Annotated in this window: 13 protein-coding genes and 1 pseudogene; 10 read left to right on the top strand and 4 right to left on the bottom strand. The window is 59.2% G+C overall.

The genetic code is table 11. The features are described from left to right. Nucleotides 1–299: 299 nt before the first annotated feature. Nucleotides 300–1019, top strand: coding sequence for an SIMPL domain-containing protein (locus tag ACVHNU_RS00690; RefSeq protein WP_003221624.1), 720 nt, complete (start codon nucleotides 300–302; stop codon nucleotides 1017–1019). A 171-nt stretch (nucleotides 1020–1190) separates the two neighbouring features. Here the strand turns inward: ACVHNU_RS00690 and ACVHNU_RS00685 are convergent, their stop codons facing one another. Then, nucleotides 1191–1550 carry a DUF6124 family protein gene (locus tag ACVHNU_RS00685; protein ID WP_473018802.1) on the bottom strand — a complete coding sequence of 120 codons (360 nt, stop codon included), beginning with the start codon at nucleotides 1548–1550 and terminating at the stop codon, nucleotides 1191–1193. A gap of 1139 nt (nucleotides 1551–2689) precedes the next feature. Here ACVHNU_RS00685 and ACVHNU_RS00680 point away from each other — a divergent pair. The 9 genes from ACVHNU_RS00680 to ACVHNU_RS00640 all read left to right on the top strand — a co-directional run bounded on the left by ACVHNU_RS00680 (nucleotide 2690) and on the right by ACVHNU_RS00640 (nucleotide 15266). Continuing rightward, nucleotides 2690–4228: an ABC transporter substrate-binding protein gene (locus ACVHNU_RS00680; protein ID WP_473018801.1), complete on the top strand. Its 1539-nt coding sequence runs from the start codon at nucleotides 2690–2692 to the stop codon at nucleotides 4226–4228. A 260-nt stretch (nucleotides 4229–4488) separates the two neighbouring features. Beyond that, nucleotides 4489–6114, top strand: a complete 1626-nt coding sequence (locus ACVHNU_RS00675) for an ABC transporter substrate-binding protein (protein WP_003221617.1) — start codon at nucleotides 4489–4491, stop codon at nucleotides 6112–6114. 301 nt (nucleotides 6115–6415) lie between these two features. After that, nucleotides 6416–8014, top strand: a complete 1599-nt coding sequence (locus ACVHNU_RS00670; RefSeq protein WP_473018800.1) for an ABC transporter substrate-binding protein — start codon at nucleotides 6416–6418, stop codon at nucleotides 8012–8014. A gap of 175 nt (nucleotides 8015–8189) precedes the next feature. After that, nucleotides 8190–9611 (top strand): OprD family porin, encoded by a 1422-nt coding sequence (locus ACVHNU_RS00665; protein WP_103485768.1) that lies wholly within the window; start codon nucleotides 8190–8192, stop codon nucleotides 9609–9611. 78 nt (nucleotides 9612–9689) lie between these two features. Further along, nucleotides 9690–11285, top strand: coding sequence for an ABC transporter substrate-binding protein (locus ACVHNU_RS00660; RefSeq protein ID WP_226500658.1), 1596 nt, complete (start codon nucleotides 9690–9692; stop codon nucleotides 11283–11285). A 73-nt stretch (nucleotides 11286–11358) separates the two neighbouring features. Next, nucleotides 11359–12369 (top strand): ABC transporter permease subunit, encoded by a 1011-nt coding sequence (locus ACVHNU_RS00655; RefSeq protein ID WP_003221609.1) that lies wholly within the window; start codon nucleotides 11359–11361, stop codon nucleotides 12367–12369. 11 nt (nucleotides 12370–12380) lie between these two features. After that, nucleotides 12381–13307 (top strand): ABC transporter permease subunit, encoded by a 927-nt coding sequence (locus ACVHNU_RS00650; RefSeq protein ID WP_003221608.1) that lies wholly within the window; start codon nucleotides 12381–12383, stop codon nucleotides 13305–13307. 10 nt (nucleotides 13308–13317) lie between these two features. Further along, on the top strand, nucleotides 13318–14286 hold the full coding sequence (locus ACVHNU_RS00645; RefSeq protein ID WP_003221606.1) for an ABC transporter ATP-binding protein: 969 nt from the start codon (nucleotides 13318–13320) through the stop codon (nucleotides 14284–14286). Next, on the top strand, nucleotides 14286–15266 hold the full coding sequence (locus ACVHNU_RS00640; protein ID WP_103485765.1) for a peptide ABC transporter ATP-binding protein: 981 nt from the start codon (nucleotides 14286–14288) through the stop codon (nucleotides 15264–15266). The genes ACVHNU_RS00645 and ACVHNU_RS00640 overlap by 1 nt, the downstream gene beginning before the upstream one ends. A 209-nt stretch (nucleotides 15267–15475) precedes the next feature. Here ACVHNU_RS00640 and ACVHNU_RS00635 read toward each other — a convergent pair whose 3' ends face one another. From ACVHNU_RS00635 to ACVHNU_RS00625, 3 genes and pseudogenes are all read right to left on the bottom strand, one after another. Next, on the bottom strand, nucleotides 15476–15730 hold the full coding sequence (locus ACVHNU_RS00635) for a hypothetical protein (protein WP_473018799.1): 255 nt from the start codon (nucleotides 15728–15730) through the stop codon (nucleotides 15476–15478). A gap of 157 nt (nucleotides 15731–15887) precedes the next feature. Further along, nucleotides 15888–16196, bottom strand: a pseudogene (locus ACVHNU_RS00630) (MFS transporter); the annotation flags it as partial. A 1035-nt stretch (nucleotides 16197–17231) separates the two neighbouring features. Then, entirely contained in the window at nucleotides 17232–18815 is a 1584-nt protein-coding gene (locus ACVHNU_RS00625; RefSeq protein WP_027610807.1) for a peptide chain release factor 3, read from the bottom strand. Nucleotides 18816–19042 lie beyond the last annotated feature (227 nt).

Below are 19042 nucleotides of genomic sequence, written 5' to 3'. Positions count from 1 at the left end.
GCATGGCTGCCCGAGATCACCTGTGGCGAGGGAGCTTGCTCCCGCTCGGCTGCGAAGCAGTCGTAAATCCGGTATCTCCAGTATTTCTGGCAGATCACGGTTGCCGGGTTTGGGACTGCTTCGCAGTCCAGCGGGAGCAAGCTCCCTCGCCACAAGAGCGCACTCGACTCAAGATCTGCGGTGATCCCGGCCATCTGTATAGAAGTTGTAACTGGGCGAACCGGATCATAAAAGCTAGAGTCTGATGGTTTCACGCAGGCCCCCCGATCCAGCACCTGCGCCCTCATCAAGGAGCTTTCATGCACACATTTCGCCGCAGCGCCGCCCTTCTCGCCCTGACCGTCGGCAGCGTCGCCAGCCTTCCGGCGCTGGCCGCCGATGAGCTGCACTACAACCAGATTTCCCTGCGCGCCGAAGTCAGCCAGGAAGTGGCCCGCGACCTGATGATCGTGACGCTCTACACCGAAGAGCAAAACACCGACCCGGCCAAACTCGCCGCCGACGTCAGCACCACCATGAACAAGGCACTGGCCCAGGCCAAGCAAGTCAAAGACATCACCCTGCGTCAGGGCAGCCGCAACAGCTACCCGATCTACGACACCAAAGGTCAGAAAATCACCGGCTGGCGTGAGCGCGCCGAACTGCGCCTGGAAAGCGCCGACTTCGCCGCCCTGTCCAAACTCACCGGCGAACTGCTGACCGACTTGAAAATGGGCGGCATGGACTTCGCCATCGCCGAGCCGACCCGCAAGGCCAGCGAAGACAAGTTGCTGAAAGAAGCCGTCAGCGCCTTCAAGGCCCGCGCGCAACTGGCCACCGATGCACTGGGCGGCAAGGGCTACAAAATCGTCAACCTGAACCTCAACAGCAACGGCTACCCACAACCGTACATGCGCGCCCCGATGATGATGAAAGCCGCCGGGATGGCGGATTCGGCACCGGTCACGCCGGAAGTTGAAGCCGGCACCAGCCAGGTCAGCCTGACCGCCGATGGCTCGATTGAAGTGCTGATGCAGTGAGTTGATGTGCGATGAATGAGAAACCGGCGATCAGTAAGTGATCGCCGGTTTTTTTGTGCCTGGATTTTGTGGTGAATGTTCCGCCGCCATCGCGAGCAGGCTCACTCCTACAATTTGGAATGCATTCCCCTGTGGGAGCGAGCCTGCTCGCGAAGAACGATAACGCGGTCGTCAGCCTTGCGGATCCACCCGATCCAGCGCCCGATTCACCGCCAGTTCAGCCAACATGATGATCTGCTGAATCGCCAGCGCCGTATTACGCTGCGGGCGACTGAGCTGATCGGCGAAATCACTGGCCATGGTGTTGGCCGAGGCCAGGGATTCACAGGCGTGGGCCAGCAGGCTTTCCGTGTCGATGCCCGGATGGACGAGGAACATCGAACTGGGTGGACGTGGTTTTGCGGATTCGGGGCTGAGGTAGAAATCGAGGGCGCGTTTGATGGCTTCGCGGTTTTTCGCGAGGTCTTCGGCGTGGAGGGCTTCGGAGAGTGGCGTTGTTTCTGGGGGTGGATCGGGGACAGGCTTAGTCATTGGATAACCCTATTTTGCAAATGAACGCCAGCACTTGCCGTTTCTCACGCGGCGAAGTGGGTGGCAGCTATGTGCGAGGTGAGAAACCGGAAAAAATAGGAAACCGGCCAGACCGAAGTCTGCCCGCACACAGCCGCCATGAAGCATTTGCAGGCAACAGATAAGCCGCCGGCAATTATGCGGACACATGGACCGAATCACTAATTTTTCCAGGCTCTCACACCCGATCGCTGAGTTCTCAGCGACAGCTCAAGGCTAGAGAGCTGGCGTCCGAGGGACAACCTGAAAACCTTGTGGGAAGGTTCTGGTTTTCTCACACATTCTTAAACACAACCCCACTCACTGGTAGGAGCTGCCGAAGGCTGCGATCTTTTGACTTTGACTTTGACTTTCACAAAAGCAAGATCAAAAGATCGCAGCCTTCGGCAGCTCCTACAGGGGGACTGGGTCCAGTCAATTAGAGACCGGTCGGCTGTCAGGCCGCCATCGCTGGCAAGCCAGCTCCCACAAAATCAAGATCAAAAGATCGCAGCCTTCGGCAGCTCCTACAGGGGGACTGGGTCCAGTCATTTAGAGACCGGTCGGCTATCAGGCCGCCATCGCTGGCAAGCCAGCTCCCACAAAATCAAGATCAAAAGATCGCAGCCTGCGGCAGCTCCTACAGGGAAGATAAGTACAACCCGTACGCGGCGCATGCCGCCCCACTCCAGGATGAGCGCAAGCTCGGCTGCAGCTCTTGATCTTGATCCACGGGCGACATCGGAAGGCTGAGTGGAGGGATTGATCCGGGGGTGGGAGCGCAGCGACCGTTTGGCGCAGCCAAACACAGCGAGAGGAGGTGCAGCGAAGCAAACCGTAGGCGCTGCCCCCGGATCGATCCCGGAGCGAAGGGACCCCGAGCCCCAGCGAGCGGGCCGAACGCAGGAGCAAGCCTTTTTGGTTACTTTTTCGGCGTCTGGAAAAAGTGACCCGCCGTAAGGGCGGAACCCCAAGCCGCCGTTACCGCAGCAACGGATATGTACCCAAAAGCCCCAGATATACCAAGATAGAAACCCCAACAAGAAAAACGATATTTCCGAAGCCCCCCAAATCCCCGCTACCCTGAAAACACAACTACCTCCAATCGACCCGGGGACTCCATGGAAAGATTCACCCTAAAACCACTTCTAATCACCCTCGCACTGACAGCCATAGCCCCCATAGCCAACGCAGCCACCACCCTGGTCTACTGCTCCGAAGCCAGCCCCGCAGGCTTCGACCCCAGCCAATACACCAGCGGCACCGAAGTCGAACCCGGCCTGGCAACCAACTGGGACGTAAGCTCGGACGGCCTCCAGTACACCTTCCACCTACGCCAAAACGTAAAATTCCACACCACCGACTACTTCAAACCCACCCGCGATTTCAACGCCGACGACGTGCTGTTCACCTTTCAGCGCCTGCTCGACCCGGACAACGCCTTCCGCAAGGCCTACCCCGCCGAGTCCCCGTACTTCACCGACATGGGCCTGAACACCACGATCAAATCGGTGGAAAAACTCGACGAGCAGACCGTGCGCTTCAACCTCAACAACGTCGACGCCGCGTTCGTGCAAAACCTCGCCATGAGCTTCGCCTCGGTGCAATCGGCCGAATACGCTGCCCAGCTATTAAAGGAAGGCAAAGCCGCCGACCTCAACCAGAAACCGGTGGGCACCGGCCCGTTCGTGTTCAAGCGCTACCAGAAAGACTCACAAATCCGCTACGCCGCGAACAAGGCCTACTGGAAACCCGAAGACGTAAAAATCGACAACCTGATCTTCTCGATCACCCCCGACGCCGCCGTACGCCTGCAAAAACTCAAGACCGGCGAATGCCAGGTCAGCGGCTACCCGCGCCCGGCGGACATCGAAGTGATGGAACAAGACCCGAACCTGCGCGTACTAAAGCAGGCCGGTTTCAACCTCGGCTTCCTCGCCTACAACACCACTCACCCGCCACTGGATCAGCTCAAGGTACGTCAGGCGCTGGACATGGCCATCGACAAACCGGCGATCATCAAAGCCGTCTACCAGAGTGCCGGCCAACTGGCGCAGAACGCCTTGCCGCCGGCGCAGTGGTCGTATGACCCGAACATCAAGGACGCGCCGTACGACCCGGTGAAAGCCAAGGCATTACTCAAGGAAGCGGGAGTGGCGCCAGGTACCACCATCAACCTGTGGGCGATGACCGTGCAGCGCGCCTCCAACCCGAACGCGCGGATGTCGGCGCAGATGATCCAGCAGGATTGGGAGAAGATCGGGATCAAGGCCAACATCGTCAGCTATGAATGGGGCGAGTACATCAAGCGCGCGAAAAATGGCGAACACGACGCCATGATCTATGGTTGGACAGGTGACAACGGTGACCCGGACAACTGGCTCGGCGTGCTCTACAGCTGCGCGGCGGTCAAGGGCAGTAACTACGCCAAGTGGTGCGATCCGGCCTACGACAAACTGGTGCAGCAGGCCAAGGTGACCACCGACAAGGCGCAACGGGTAAAACTGTATCAACAGGCGCAACTGATCCTTAAACAGCAGGTGCCGATCACCCCGATTGCCAACTCGACCGTGTTCCAGCCGCTGCGCAAAGAAGTGACCGGCTTCAAGATCAGCCCGTTCGGCCTGACGCCCTTCTACGGCGTGGGTATAAATAAGTAACACCGAGCCCCAGAGCGGCGCACACAACGTGACCCGCGCACCGTTTTGGGGCTTCGTTTGCACCGTAAAAAACGGCCGCAAACGGTCAAATGCGTCAACTCTTATACAAATGCGACATTAAGGTACGTTCGTGCCACGCTTTGAGGCCGGCAGTCGCTCTGGATCTTGCATTGGGTATGGCCCCTGCATAAGTATCCGCAGGCACGACTCACGAGGTCGTACCTCAATATTAAAAAATGACAACAAATCATGAGGCCAACATGCTTAAACACGCGGTCATTCCGTTTTTAGTCGGCGCAGGCTTGTTAGCCTCCGCACCATTCGCATCCGCTGCGACTAACCTGGTGTTCTGCTCCGAAGGGAGCCCGGCCGGTTTCGACCCGGGCCAGTACACCACCGGAACCGACTTCGACGCCTCAGCAGAAACCATGTTCAACCGTCTGAGCCAGTTCGAGCGCGGCGGTACCGCTGTTGTTCCTGGCCTGGCCACCAGCTGGGACATTTCCCCGGACGGCCTGACCTACACCTTCCACCTGCGTGAAGGCGTCAAGTTCCACACCACCCCGTATTTCAAGCCGACTCGTGAGTTCAACGCCGACGACGTGCTGTTCACCTTCAATCGCATGATTAACAAGGATGATCCGTTCCGTAAGGCGTACCCGACCGAATTCCCGTACTTCACCGACATGGGGATGGATACCAACATCACCAAGATCGATAAAGTCGACGACCACACCGTCAAGTTCACCCTGAAAGAAGTCGACGCCGCGTTCATCCAGAACATGGCCATGAGCTTCGCCTCGATCCAGTCCGCCGAGTACGCTGCCCAGCTGCTCAAGGAAGGCAAGGCTGCCGACATCAACCAGAAGCCGATCGGCACCGGCCCGTTCGTGTTCAAGAGCTACCAGAAAGACTCCAACATCCGCTACACCGGGAACAAGGACTACTGGAAGCCTGAAGACGTGAAGATCGACAACCTGATCTTCGCCATCACCACCGACCCGTCGGTACGTATCCAGAAGCTGAAAAAGAACGAGTGCCAGGTCACCCTGTTCCCGCGTCCGGCGGATCTCGCCGCGCTCAAGGCCGACAAGACCCTGAAGATGCCTGACCAGGCCGGTTTCAACCTAGGCTACATCGCCTACAACGTGATGGACAAGGTCAAGGGCAGCAACGAGCCGAACCCGCTGGCTGACCTGCGCGTACGTCAGGCGCTGGATATGGCGGTGAACAAGCCGCAGATCATCGATTCGGTTTACCAGGGCGCCGGCCAGCTGGCCGTCAATGCCATGCCGCCGACCCAGTGGTCCTACGACACCACCATCAAGGACGCCAAGTACGATCCTGAAAAAGCCAAGCAACTGCTCAAGGAAGCTGGCGTCAAGGAAGGTACCGAGATCGTTCTGTGGGCGATGCCGGTTCAGCGTCCGTACAACCCGAACGCCAAGCTGATGGCTGAAATGCTCCAGTCCGACTGGAAGAAGATCGGCCTGAACGTGAAGATCACCAGCTACGAGTGGGGCGAGTACATCAAGCGTTCCAAAGGTGGCGAGAACCAGGCCATGCTGATTGGCTGGAGCGGTGACAATGGTGATCCGGACAACTGGCTGAACGTACTGTTCGGCTGCGACTCGCTCAACGGCAACAACTTCTCCAAGTGGTGCGACAAGAAGTACGACGGTCTCGTCAAGGATGCCAAACGCACCACCGACCAGGCCAAGCGCACCGAACTGTACAAACAGGCGCAACACGTCCTTAAAGATGCTGTTCCATACACACCTATCGCTCACTCGACGGTGTTCCAACCCATGCGCGCCAACGTGCAGGACTTCAAGATCAGCCCATTCGGCTTGAATTCCTTCTACGGCGTCAGCGTCAGCAATTAAGCCATTGCAACGGCGGCGTTCATGACGTCGCCGTTGCTTTCGCTGCCGGGAAGTCAGGAATTTGCCTACAGCCAATTCCGCTGCGGATGACTGCAGCGGCAGAGGACGCGTCGACTTTTCCTACGAGTTTTCAGGCAATTACGCATTTACTGCCAGACCCACGGCCCCTACCGTCGGGCTCTGACCAGTTTCTGCGTGGGCCACCGGCTTGCTGTACGTACTGGATTGAGCTCAATGCAACCTCAACTTCCCTGGACGGGATCGCGGTGCATTGAACAACACTAAAAAAAGAGGGAGCGTCATGCGCCATACCTTGGTTTTTTCCGCATTGCTGGGCGCCGGCCTGTTGGCCGCCACCTCGGTCAGTTACGCCGCCAGCGACAGTCTGGTGTTCTGCTCCGAGGGCAGCCCGGCGGGTTTCGATACCGCGCAATACACGACGGCAACCGATAACGACGCCGCCGAGCCGCTGTACAACCGTCTGGTCGAGTTCGAAAAAGGCGCGACCAACGTCGTACCGGGTCTGGCAACCAAGTGGGATATTTCCGAGGATGGTCTCAAGTACACCTTTCACCTGCGTGAAGGTGTGAAGTTTCATACAACGCCGTACTTCAAACCGACGCGCGATTTCAACGCCGACGACGTGCTGTTCACGTTTAACCGCATGCTCGATCCCGCGCAGCCATTCCGTAAGGCTTATCCGACCGAATTCCCGTACTTCAACGGGATGAGCCTGAACAAGAACATCGCCAAGGTCGAAAAGACCGGGCCGCTGACCGTGGAGTTCACGCTCAACAGCGTCGACGCCGCGTTCATCCAGAACATCGCCATGAGCTTCGCTGCCATCCTGTCCGCCGAATACGCCGACAAGCTGCTGGCCGAAGGCAAGCCGAGCGACATCAACCAGAAGCCGGTCGGCACCGGGCCGTTCGTGTTCAAGAGCTATCAGAAAGATTCGAACATCCGTTACACCGGCAACGAGCATTACTGGGACCCGAGCCGGGTCAAGCTGAAGAACCTGATTTTCGCGATCAACACCGACGCCTCGGTACGCGTGCAGAAACTCAAGGCCGGCGAATGCCAGATCACCCTGCATCCGCGCCCGGCTGATGTTGAAGCGCTGAAGAACGATCCAAAACTGCAGCTGATTTCCAAGCCCGGTTTCAACCTCGGCTACATCGCCTACAACGTCCGTCACAAGCCGTTCGACCAGCTCGAAGTGCGGCAGGCGCTGGACATGGCGGTGAATAAACAAGGGATTCTCAACGCCGTTTATCAAGGTGCCGGACAGCTGGCGGTCAACGCCATGCCGCCGACCCAGTGGTCCTACGACGACAGCATCAAGGACGCCGCCTACAACCCGGAAAAAGCCCGCGAGTTGCTCAAGGCTGCCGGCGTCAAGGAAGGCACCGAGATCACCCTGTGGGCGATGCCGGTACAGCGTCCGTACAACCCGAATGCCAAATTGATGGCCGAAATGCTCCAGGCCGATTGGGCCAAGATCGGTCTGAAAGTGAAGATCGTCAGCTACGAATGGGGCGAGTACATCAAGCGCACCAAGAATGGTGAGCACGACATCAGCCTGATCGGCTGGACCGGCGACAACGGTGACCCGGACAACTGGCTGGGCACCCTGTACAGCTGCGACGCGATTGGCGGCAACAACTACTCCATGTGGTGCGACCCGGCTTACGACAAGCTGATCAAAGAGGCCAAGGTCGTCACCGACCGCGACCAGCGCACCACGCTCTACAAACAGGCGCAGCAGTTGCTCAAGCAGCAAGTGCCGATCACGCCTGTCGCCCACTCGACGGTCAACCAGCCGTTAAGCGCCAGGGTTGAAGGCTTCAAGGTCAGCCCCTTCGGTCGCAATGTGTTCTCGGGCGTCAGTATCGATTAACCCAACCGATTAGCCGCAACGCTGAGGGGGCTGTCTATCCCCCTCACGCAAGCGCTTTGCCGAAATTCGCCAATCAGGCGTTCTGCAAACGTTTGCGATGTGTGAATGAGTTCTAAACCAATAACCGGCCAACCCAAAAAAGCCGGCATAAAAAGAAAGTAAAGGAGCTTCACCCATGAAACTGAGCAGCACCGCGATACTGGCCTTGGCCATCAGCAGCATCACCGCTACGGCGTATGCGGAACCTGTTAGTCAGGAATTCGTACCGACCACTCTGGCCGGCAGCAGCGCCCAAAGCGAGGCCAAAGGTTTTGTCGATGGACAAAGTCTGGGCGGCACCACGCGTAACTGGTATGCCAACGAACTGAAGCGTCGCGATGACACCTTCAGCTACGTGAAAAACAGTGACAAGAACACTTCGCCCGTGGTCAAAACACCGACCGCACGTCGTATCAACTGGGTTCAAGGCACAATCGTCAACTACACCTCGGGCTTCACCCAAGGCACCGTTGGCGTCAGCACCGAAGTCGCGGCCTACAACGCCATCGCTCTCGACCGTGACCGCAAGGACATCGCCGGCGGTTCCAACCGTACCCTGGCGCACTCCGACGGTGACGCTGTCGACCAGTGGAGCAAACTGGGTCTGGCCAACGTCAAGTTCCGTGTTTCCAACACTACGCTGACCGCAGGCCGCCAGAATTTCAGCACCCCGATCGTCGACGTCATCGGCAACCGTCCGCTGCCTTCGAGCTTCGAAGGTATCAGCCTGCACAGCGAAGAATTCAACAACCTGTCGTTCGACCTGGCCGGTTTCGACCGCGTCTCGCCTCGTACCGAGCAGAGCCTGTCGAAGTTCCGCAGCGAATACGGTGCCAACGGCGCGGAAACCGACAAGGTCTACACTGCCGGCGTCAACTATCAGCCGCTCAAAAGCCTGAAAACCAGCCTCTACGTGGCCAACGTCGAAGACTTCTGGAACCAGTACTACTTCGGCGGCACCCATGAACTGGGTGACAGCCAGGTGCTGAGCCTGACCACCGGTCTGAACTACTACAAGACCGTAGATGAAGGCAAAAAACTGATGGGCAAAATCGACAACGACACCTACTCGCTGTCATTCGGCCTGACCCACCAGGCGCACAGCCTGACCTTCTCGTACCAGCAAGTGAACGGTGACGAGTACTTCGACTACCTGCACGAAACCAACGGTATCTACCTGGCCAACTCCCTGCTGTCGGACTTCAACGGCCCGAACGAGAAATCCTTCCAGATCGCCTATGGCATCAACATGGCCGAATACGGCGTGCCAGGCCTGAAGTTCAACATCTACCAGGCTCGCGGCTGGGGCATCGACGGTACTCACTACACCGGCACCGCCTACACCGATCCGGGCGCCAAGCGCGGCGACCTGAGCCTGATGGACGGCGAAAGCCACTACGAATACGGCATCGGCGCCTCTTACGCCGTGCAGAGTGGCCCTCTGAAGGCCACCGCGATTCGCGCGACTTACACCACTCACCGCGCGAGCGAGCACCAGGCTGACGGCAACATCAACGAGTTCCGTCTCGTGACCACGATTCCATTCAACATCCTGTAAAAACCACCGACCGACGGCTGACTCATGACGAGTCGGCCGTTCGGTTTTTTGTCTTCAACCGATTGCAGAGGGTTATCGATGAAAATGCTTCCCCTACGTGCGGCCGTCGCTGCCGCGTTGTTGAGCGCCGCCATCGGCGTCTCGGCCAAACCCTTGGTGGTCTGCACCGAAGCCAGCCCGGAAGGCTTCGATATGGTCCAGTACACAACTGCAGTCACTGCCGATGCGGTGGCCGAAACGATCTTCAACCGTCTGGCCGACTTCAAGCCCGGCACCACCGAAGTGATCCCGGCGCTCGCCGAGTCCTGGGACATCAGTGACGACGGCCTGACCTACACGTTCCACCTGCGCAAAGGCGTCAAGTTTCACACCACCGAATATTTCAAGCCGACCCGCGACATGAACGCCGACGACGTGGTCTGGAGCTTCCAGCGCCAGCTGGACCCGAATCACCCGTGGCACAAACTGTCGAGCGTGGGCTTCCCGTACTTTGAAAGCATGGGCTTCAAGGAACTGCTCAAAAGCGTAGAGAAAGTCGACGACAACACGGTCAAGTTCACCCTGACCCGCCGCGAAGCGCCGTTCCTGGCCGACATCGCCATGGCGTTCTCCTCGATCTACCCGGCCGAATACGCCGACCAGTTGCTCAAGTCTGGCAAAACTGCCGACCTGAACAGCAAGCCGATCGGTACCGGACCGTTCATCTTCCAGCGCTACGCCAAGGATGCGCAGGTGCGCTTCAAGGCCAACCCGGACTACTTCCGTGGCAAGGCCCCGGCCGACGCGCTGATCCTGGCGATCGCCACCGACAACAACGTGCGTCTGCAGAAACTCAAGGCCAACGAGTGCCAGATCGCGCTGTATCCGAAACCGGATGACATCCCGAGCATCAAGAAAGACAGCAACCTGAAGGTCGACGAGATGGACGCGATGACCGTCTCGTACATCGCCATGAACACCCAGCACAAATACATCAGCGACGTGCGAGTGCGCAAAGCGATCGACATCGCCTTCGACAAGGAAGCCTACGTCAACGCGCTCTTCGGCAAAGGCAACGCCTCGGTCGCGGTCAACCCGTACCCGCCGACGCTGCTGGGCTACAACCACGACCTGAAGAACCCGCCACGTGACCTCGACAAGGCGCGCGCCCTGCTCAAGGAAGCCGGGGTTCCGGAAGGCACCGTGTTTACCCTGTTTACCCGTAACGGCGGTGGCCCGACCAACCCGAACCCGATGCTCGGCGCGCAGATGATGCAGGCTGACCTGGCGAAAGTCGGGATCAAGATCGACATCCGCGTGATGGAATGGGGCGAGATGCTCAAACGCGCCAAGGCCGGCGAGCACGACATGGTGTCGGCCGGATGGGCGGGCGACAACGGCGACCCGGATAACTTCCTGACGCCTATGCTCAGTTGCGAAGCGGCCAAGAACGGCGAAAACTACGCGCGCTGGTGCAACGAGAAATTCCAGGCACTGCTGGACGAAGCACGGGCTAAAGTAGATCCGGCCGAACGCGCCAAACTCTACGAACAGGCCCAGGTGCTGTTTAATCAGGATCAACCGTGGATCAGCATGGCCCACACCCGTATGTTTACCGCAATGCGCAACAACGTAGAGGGTTATCACATCAGCCCTCTCACCACTAATAACTTCGCCACCACCCAGGTGAAGTAGATAAGAAACTCCCGGCCTCCCTGACCCCAGGGTCGCCGGGCACGCCTAACCGGCTGATGAGGTACCACACAAGATGTTTAGTTTTATTGCCCGCCGACTGGGGTTGTTGATCCCCACGTTTTTCGGCATCACCCTGCTGACTTTCGCGTTGATTCGCATGATCCCTGGCGACCCCGTGGAAGTGATGATGGGCGAACGTCGGGTCGACCCCGAAATGCACGCTCAGGCAATGGAACGCCTAGGTCTGAACAAACCGCTGTATGCCCAGTACCTGGACTACATCGGCAAACTGGCCCACGGCGATCTCGGCGAATCCCTGCGTACGCGTGAAAGCGTATGGACCGAGTTCACCTCTCTCTTCCCGGCGACCCTGGAACTGTCCATGGCCGCCCTGCTGTTCGCCGGCATCCTGGGCCTGCTGGCCGGGGTGATTGCGGCCCTCAAGCGAGGATCCCTGTTCGACCACGGGGTGATGGGCATCTCCCTGGCGGGGTATTCGATGCCGATCTTCTGGTGGGGCCTGATCCTGATCATGTTCTTCTCGGTGAGCCTGGGCTGGACCCCGGTCTCCGGACGGATCGACCTGCTCTACGACATCGAGCCGCGCACCGGTTTCATGCTGATCGACACGCTGCTGGCCGATGACATGGGCGCGTTCCTCGATGCCCTGCATCACCTGATCCTGCCGGCCATCGTGCTCGGCACCATTCCGCTGGCGGTGATCGCGCGGATGACCCGTTCGTCGATGCTCGAAGTGCTGCGTGAGGACTACATCCGTACCGCCCGGGCCAAAGGCCTGTCGCCGGCGCGCGTGGTGTTCGTGCACGGCCTGCGCAACGCACTGATTCCGGTGCTGACCGTGGTCGGTCTGCAAGTCGGCACCCTGCTGGCCGGTGCAGTCCTGACCGAAACCATCTTCTCCTGGCCCGGCATTGGTAAGTGGCTGATCGAAGCCATCGGCGCCCGGGACTACCCGGTTGTGCAAAACGGCATCCTGTTAATCGCCTGCCTGGTGATTCTGGTCAACTTCGTGGTGGACATCCTCTACGGCTTTGCCAACCCACGCATCCGTCATCAGCGCTGAGGTCCATACCCATGAGCACTCCAACATCCTCAGTAGCCACGTCCGCCCCAAGCGCGGATCAAAGTCTGCTGTACCCGTCGCCGTACAAAGAATTCTGGCAAGCCTTCTCCAAGAACAAGGGCGCAGTTGCCGGCCTGCTGTTCATGCTGCTGGTGATTTTCTGCGCGATCTTCGCGCCGTGGGTCGCCCCGCATAACCCGAGCGAGCAATACCGTGACTTCCTACTGACGCCACCGGCGTGGCTTGAAGGCGGGCAGATGCAGTTCCTGCTCGGTACCGATGAACTGGGGCGTGACCTGCTGTCGCGCCTGATCCAGGGTTCGCGCCTGTCGCTGCTGATCGGTCTGTCGTCGGTGGTGATGTCGCTGATCCCGGGAATCCTGCTGGGTCTGTTCGCCGGTTTCTTCCCGAAAATGATCGGCCCGACCATCATGCGTCTGATGGACATCATGCTGGCCCTGCCGTCGCTGCTGCTGGCTGTGGCGATTGTCGCCATCCTCGGCCCTGGCCTGATCAACACCGTGATCGCTATCGCTGTGGTGTCCTTGCCGTCCTACGTGCGTCTGACCCGTGCTGCGGTGATGGGCGAACTGAACCGCGACTACGTGACCGCCGCGCGCCTGGCCGGTGCCGGTCTGCCACGCCTGATGTTCATCACCGTGCTGCCCAACTGCATGGCGCCACTGATCGTGCAGGCCACCCTGAGTTTCTCCTCGGCGATTCTCGATGCTGCGGCACTGGGCTTCCTCGGCCTTGGCGTACAACCGCCAACCCCTGAGTGGGGCACCATGCTGGCCTCGGCCCGCGACTACATCGAACGCGCCTGGTGGGTCGTCAGTCTGCCTGGTTTGACCATTTTGCTCAGCGTGCTGGCAATCAACTTGATGGGCGACGGCCTGCGCGATGCGCTGGACCCGAAACTCAAGAACGCCGCCTGAGGAGATTCCCATGTCACTGCTAGAAATCAAGAATCTCAACGTTCGCTTCGGCGACAAGAACGCCGTTCCAGTAGTCGACGGCCTCGACCTGAAAGTCGACAAGGGCGAAGTCCTGGCGATCGTTGGCGAATCGGGTTCGGGTAAATCCGTGACCATGATGGCGCTGATGGGCCTGATCGAGCATCCCGGCATCGTCACCGCCGACTCGCTCAGCTTTGACGGCAAAGACATGCTCAAGCTGAGCAATCGTCAGCGTCGGCAAATCGTCGGCAAAGACCTGGCGATGGTGTTCCAGGACCCGATGACCGCGCTCAACCCGAGCTACACCGTCGGTTTCCAGATCGAAGAAGTGCTGCGCCTGCACCTGAAAATGTCCGGCAAGCAAGCGCGCAAACGTGCAATCGAACTGCTGGAAAAAGTTGAAATCCCGGGCGCCGCCAGCCGTATGGACGCCTACCCGCACCAACTGTCCGGCGGTATGAGCCAGCGTGTCGCGATTGCCATGGCGATTGCCGGCGAGCCAAAACTGCTGATCGCCGACGAGCCGACCACCGCACTCGACGTGACGATTCAGGCACAGATCATGGATCTGCTGCTGGCGTTGCAGAAAGAACAGAACATGGGCCTGGTGCTGATCACCCACGACCTCGCGGTCGTGGCTGAAACCGCCCAGCGCGTGTGCGTGATGTACGCCGGCCAAGCGGTTGAAGTCGGTCAGGTGCCGCAACTGTTCGACATCCCGGCGCACCCGTACAGCGAAGCGCTGCTCAAGGCGATTCCCGAACACAGCCTCGGCGCTTCACGCCTGTCGACCCTGCCGGGTATCGTTCCGGGCCGCTACGACCGTCCGCAAGGTTGCCTGCTGTCGCCGCGCTGCCCGTACGTGCAGGACAGCTGCCGCGCGCAGCGTCCAGCCCTTGATCCGAAAAGCAACAGCCTCGCGCGCTGCTTCTTCCCGCTGAACCAGGAGGTGGCGTAATGGCCGTCGTACTTACCGCCCGCGACTTGACCCGTCACTACGAAGTCTCCCGTGGCCTGTTCAAGGGCCATGCGACCGTGCGCGCCCTCAACGGTGTGTCGTTCGAACTGGAAGCCGGCAAGACCCTCGCCGTGGTGGGCGAATCGGGCTGCGGCAAATCCACCCTGGCCCGTGCCCTGACCCTGATTGAAGAGCCGTCGTCCGGCTCGCTGAAAATCGCCGGTCAGGAAGTCGCCGGCGCCGACAAGGCCCAGCGCAAGCAACTGCGCAAAGACGTGCAGATGGTATTCCAGAGCCCGTATGCGTCGTTGAACCCACGGCAGAAAATCGGTGATCAACTGGCCGAGCCGCTGCTGATCAACACCAACCTGTCGGCCACCGAACGTCGCGAGAAAGTCCAGGCGATGATGAAGCAGGTCGGCTTGCGTCCAGAGCACTACCAGCGTTATCCGCACATGTTCTCCGGCGGTCAGCGCCAGCGGATCGCCCTCGCCCGGGCGATGATGCTGCAACCGAAAGTGCTGGTGGCGGATGAACCGACCTCGGCGCTGGACGTGTCGATTCAGGCGCAGGTGCTGAACCTGTTCATGGATCTGCAGCAAGAATTCAACACCGCCTACGTGTTCATCTCGCACAACCTGGCAGTGGTGCGTCACGTCGCTGATTCGGTGCTGGTGATGTACCTCGGCCGACCGGTGGAAATGGGCCCGAAAGAGGACATCTACACCCGTCCTCTGCACCCGTACACCCAAGCCTTGTTGTCGGCGACGCCAACGATCCACCCGGATCCGGACAAGCCGAAAATCAAGATCGTCGGCGAACTGCCCAACCCGCTGAACCCGCCACCGGGCTGCGCATTCCACAAGCGCTGCCCGTACGCGACCGAACGTTGCAGCAGCGAAGAGCCGGCCCTGCGCCAGCTCGACAATCGGCAGGTGGCATGCCACTACGCCGAGCAGTTCCTCGACGGCGCCGCGTAAGCAAAACCGAAGACCGACACAAAACCTGTAGGAGCTGTCGAGTGAAACGAGGCTGCGATCTGTTGATTTTCAGCATCAAGATCAAAAGATCGCAGCGTGCCGCAGCTCCTACAGGGATCGTGTTTATCCGGAGGTAACGTGTTACCCAAACCCCTTCTCCTCCGATTGCGCATCAGTCGGGGAAGAAGGGGTTTTCTTTTGCCGGCGATTTACGACTGGCTGTCGCCGTCATCATCGTCAGTGTCCGGCTCGTCAGTGGTCGAGTCGTCATCGTCCTTGCTGCCGCCCTGGTCCTGATCGCCCGGTTCGGATTCCGACTTGGCCAGCATGACCACACCGGCTTGTCCGTGGGCTGCATTAAAACCTTGTTGTGGCGTGGCGGAACTCGCCCACGCCGCCGTGGTGCCAAGCGTCAATATCACCAAAACCTTAAGCAACAGCACAACGCGTTGAAAAATGCTCATAGCCATTTCCATCCTTTCGTGGTTGAAGCCTGGGGTGCCAATCCGGCGCTGAATGAAATCTAGTTCCGATCAGTCCGGTTCACCAGATAGGACGCTAACGAGACCTCGGAAATGCCCCGGTTTGGCAGATCACTTCTGAATAACTTCTATAACCGAATCAGCTAAGCGAGGCGGCATGCCTGGTGGCGACCAGCGCCTTGGCCTGGGTCAATGAGCGTGTTGCAAGGCAGATCAACGGCAGGGTCAGAAGCGCCAGCGTCGCACTCGAAAGCCATACGCTGTGGCCGCCGAAGCGACCATACAACTGCCCACTGAGTACCGGCGACAGCAATGCACTGGCGCTCCAGCCCATGAAAAACAGACCAGAATACTGGCCGTTTTTGCCACCCTGCGCGTGCCGCATGACCAGCACATTCATCGGCGGCATGAAAAAAGCTTCACCCAATGTCCAGATCACCGTCGACAGAAACACCAACGGTCAGCACGCCGCTTGTCGCGCTCAAGAACATCGAGATCTCAAAATACGGAGTCGTCCTACAGTCCCTGCAGGAGCTGCCGTAGGCTGCGATCTTTTGACTTCGCTTTTTAAGTCCAAAAGATCGCAGCCTTCGGTCGCTCAGTTCGATTAGAAAATGGTCGGTTGTAAAACCGCCTTCGCGAGCAAGCCCGCTCCCACAGTGGGATTGGGTGTGGTCTGTTGGAGATTGGTCGGCTGTCAGGCCGCCATCGCCAGCAGGCTGGCTCCTACAGTGGGATTGGGTGCAGGCAGTTGGAGAATGGTCGGTTGTGAAACCGCCTTCGCGAGCAAGCCCGCTCCCACAGTGGGATTGGGTATGGTCTGTTGGAGATTGGTCGGCTGTCAGGCCGCCATCGCCAGCAGGCTGGCTCCTACAGTGGGATTGGGTGTGGTCTGTTGGAGATTGGTCGGCTCGGAGGCCGCCATCGCTGGCAAGCCAGCTCCCACATTGGGATGGGTGTGGTCTGTTGGAGATTGGTCGGCTGTCAGGCCGCCATCGCCAGCAGGCTGGCTCCTACAGGAAAGCAAAAGCCCAGCGCATGCTCTTCACCACTCAAATGGCCGAGTGTCAGCTCGCCGAAAGCTCTTGATCTTGATCTTGATCCACGGGCGACATCGGAAGGCTGAGCGGAGGGATTGATCCGGGGGTGGGAGCGCAACGACCGTTTGGCGCAGCCAAACACAGCGAGAGGAGGTGCAGCGAAGCAAACCGTAGGCGCTGCCCCCGGATCGATCCCGGAGCGAAGGCACCCCGAGCCCCAGCGAGCGGGCCGAACGCAGGAGCAAGCCTTTTTGGTTACTTTTTCGGCGTCTGGAAAAAGTGACCCGCCGTAAGGGCGGAACCCTAATCCGCCATCACCAAAAAAACCGATATACACCCAAACCACCCGAAGCCTGGTCGGCCCGACGGCCGCCAAGACCAAAGCCCAAAAAAAAGCCCCCAAGGCCTACACCTCAGGGGCTCCAGACAACTCAGCTCAACGCTTAATGATGCTCACGCGTCGCACGGAATTTCACATCCGGCCACCGCTCTTCCATCAACGCCAGGTTAACCCGCGTCGGCGCCAGATAGGTCAGGTGCCCACCGCCATCCAATGCCAGGTTCTCCACAGCCTTGTTGGAAAACTCCTCAAGCTTCTTCTTGTCGCTGCATTCAATCCAGCGCGCGGAATACACAGTGATCGGCTCATAAGAGCACTCAACCTTGTATTCCTCCTTCAAGCGGCTCGCGACCACATCAAACTGCAGCACACCCACGGCGCCAAGAATGATGTCGTTGCTGCGCTCCGGGAAGAACACCTGAGTCGCGCCCTCTTCAGCCAGCTGTTGCAGCCCCTGACGTAACTGCTTGGACTTCAACGGATCACGCAAACGCACACGACGGAACAGTTCCGGGGCGAAGTGCGGGATGCCGGTGAAACCGAGGACTTCGCCTTCGCTGAAGGTGTCGCCGATCTGGATGGTGCCGTGGTTATGCAGACCGATGATGTCGCCGGCGTACGCCTCTTCCAGCTGTTCACGCTCGGAGGAGAAGAACGTCAGGGCGTCGCCGATGCGCACGTCCTTGCCGGTACGCACGTGGCGCATCTTCATACCTTTCTCGTACTTGCCGGAGCAGATACGCATGAAGGCGATGCGGTCACGGTGTTTCGGGTCCATGTTCGCCTGGATCTTGAAGATGAAGCCCGAGAACTTCTCTTCCACCGGCTCCACAGTACGCTCGTTGGCGACACGGGCCAGCGGACGCGGTGCCCAATCAACCACAGCATCAAGCACGTGATCGACCCCGAAGTTGCCCAATGCAGTACCGAAGAACACCGGGGTCAGTTGACCGTCGAGGAACTCCTGCTGGTTGAACTCGTGGCAGGCGCCCTGCACCAGCTCCAGTTGTTCGAGGAAGCGATCGTACTCGTCGCCCAGGTGCGCGCGCGCCTCGTCGGAGTCGAGTTTCTCGATGATCTTGGTTTCGGTGCGTTCGTGACCGTGACCGGCGGTGTAGACAATGATGTAGTCGTCGGCCAGGTGATAAACGCCCTTGAAGTCGCGGTAGCAACCGATCGGCCAGGTGATCGGCGCAGCCTTGATCTTGAGGACGGCTTCGATTTCGTCGAGCAGTTCGATCGGGTCGCGGATGTCACGGTCGAGTTTGTTGATGAAGCTGACGATCGGCGTGTCACGCAGACGGCAGACGTCCATCAGCGCGATGGTCCGTGGCTCAACGCCTTTACCGCCGTCGAGCACCATCAGCGCCGAGTCGACCGCCGTCAGGGTGCGGTAGGTGTCTTCGGAGAAGTCTTCGTGGCCCGGGGTGTCGAGCAGGTTGATCATGTGTTCGCGATACGGGAACTGCATGACCGACGTGGTAATGGAAATACCCCGTTGCTTCTCCATCTCCATCCAGTCGGATGTCGCATGGCGATCGGATTTACGGGATTTCACCGTGCCGGCCACTGCAATCGCCTTGCCCATCAACAGGAGCTTTTCGGTGATCGTGGTTTTACCGGCATCGGGGTGGGAAATAATGGCGAAAGTGCGGCGTTTCGCGACTTCGGCGGCCTGGTTGGTCATGGGAAATCGCCTGGCGGTGATTCAAAAAAGGGCCGCGATTATAGCCCAACTCGATGCAATAACCGAACCGTTGAGCACATTAAGGGTGGCCAAATGCTGCCCCGGATGGGAACCTTTTAAAGCACGGAGACGTCCATCCCCTGTTACGACATTTCGTCAGGGGCTGAAAAATCAGCAAGTTAGCCTGACGAGGCTGCGCTCATGGCTCGCTTTCAGACCGCTTGTTG

The organism is Pseudomonas sp. Ors-4-3C (genome assembly GCF_055755035.1).
This window is presented reverse-complemented; position numbering and strand designations above follow the sequence as displayed.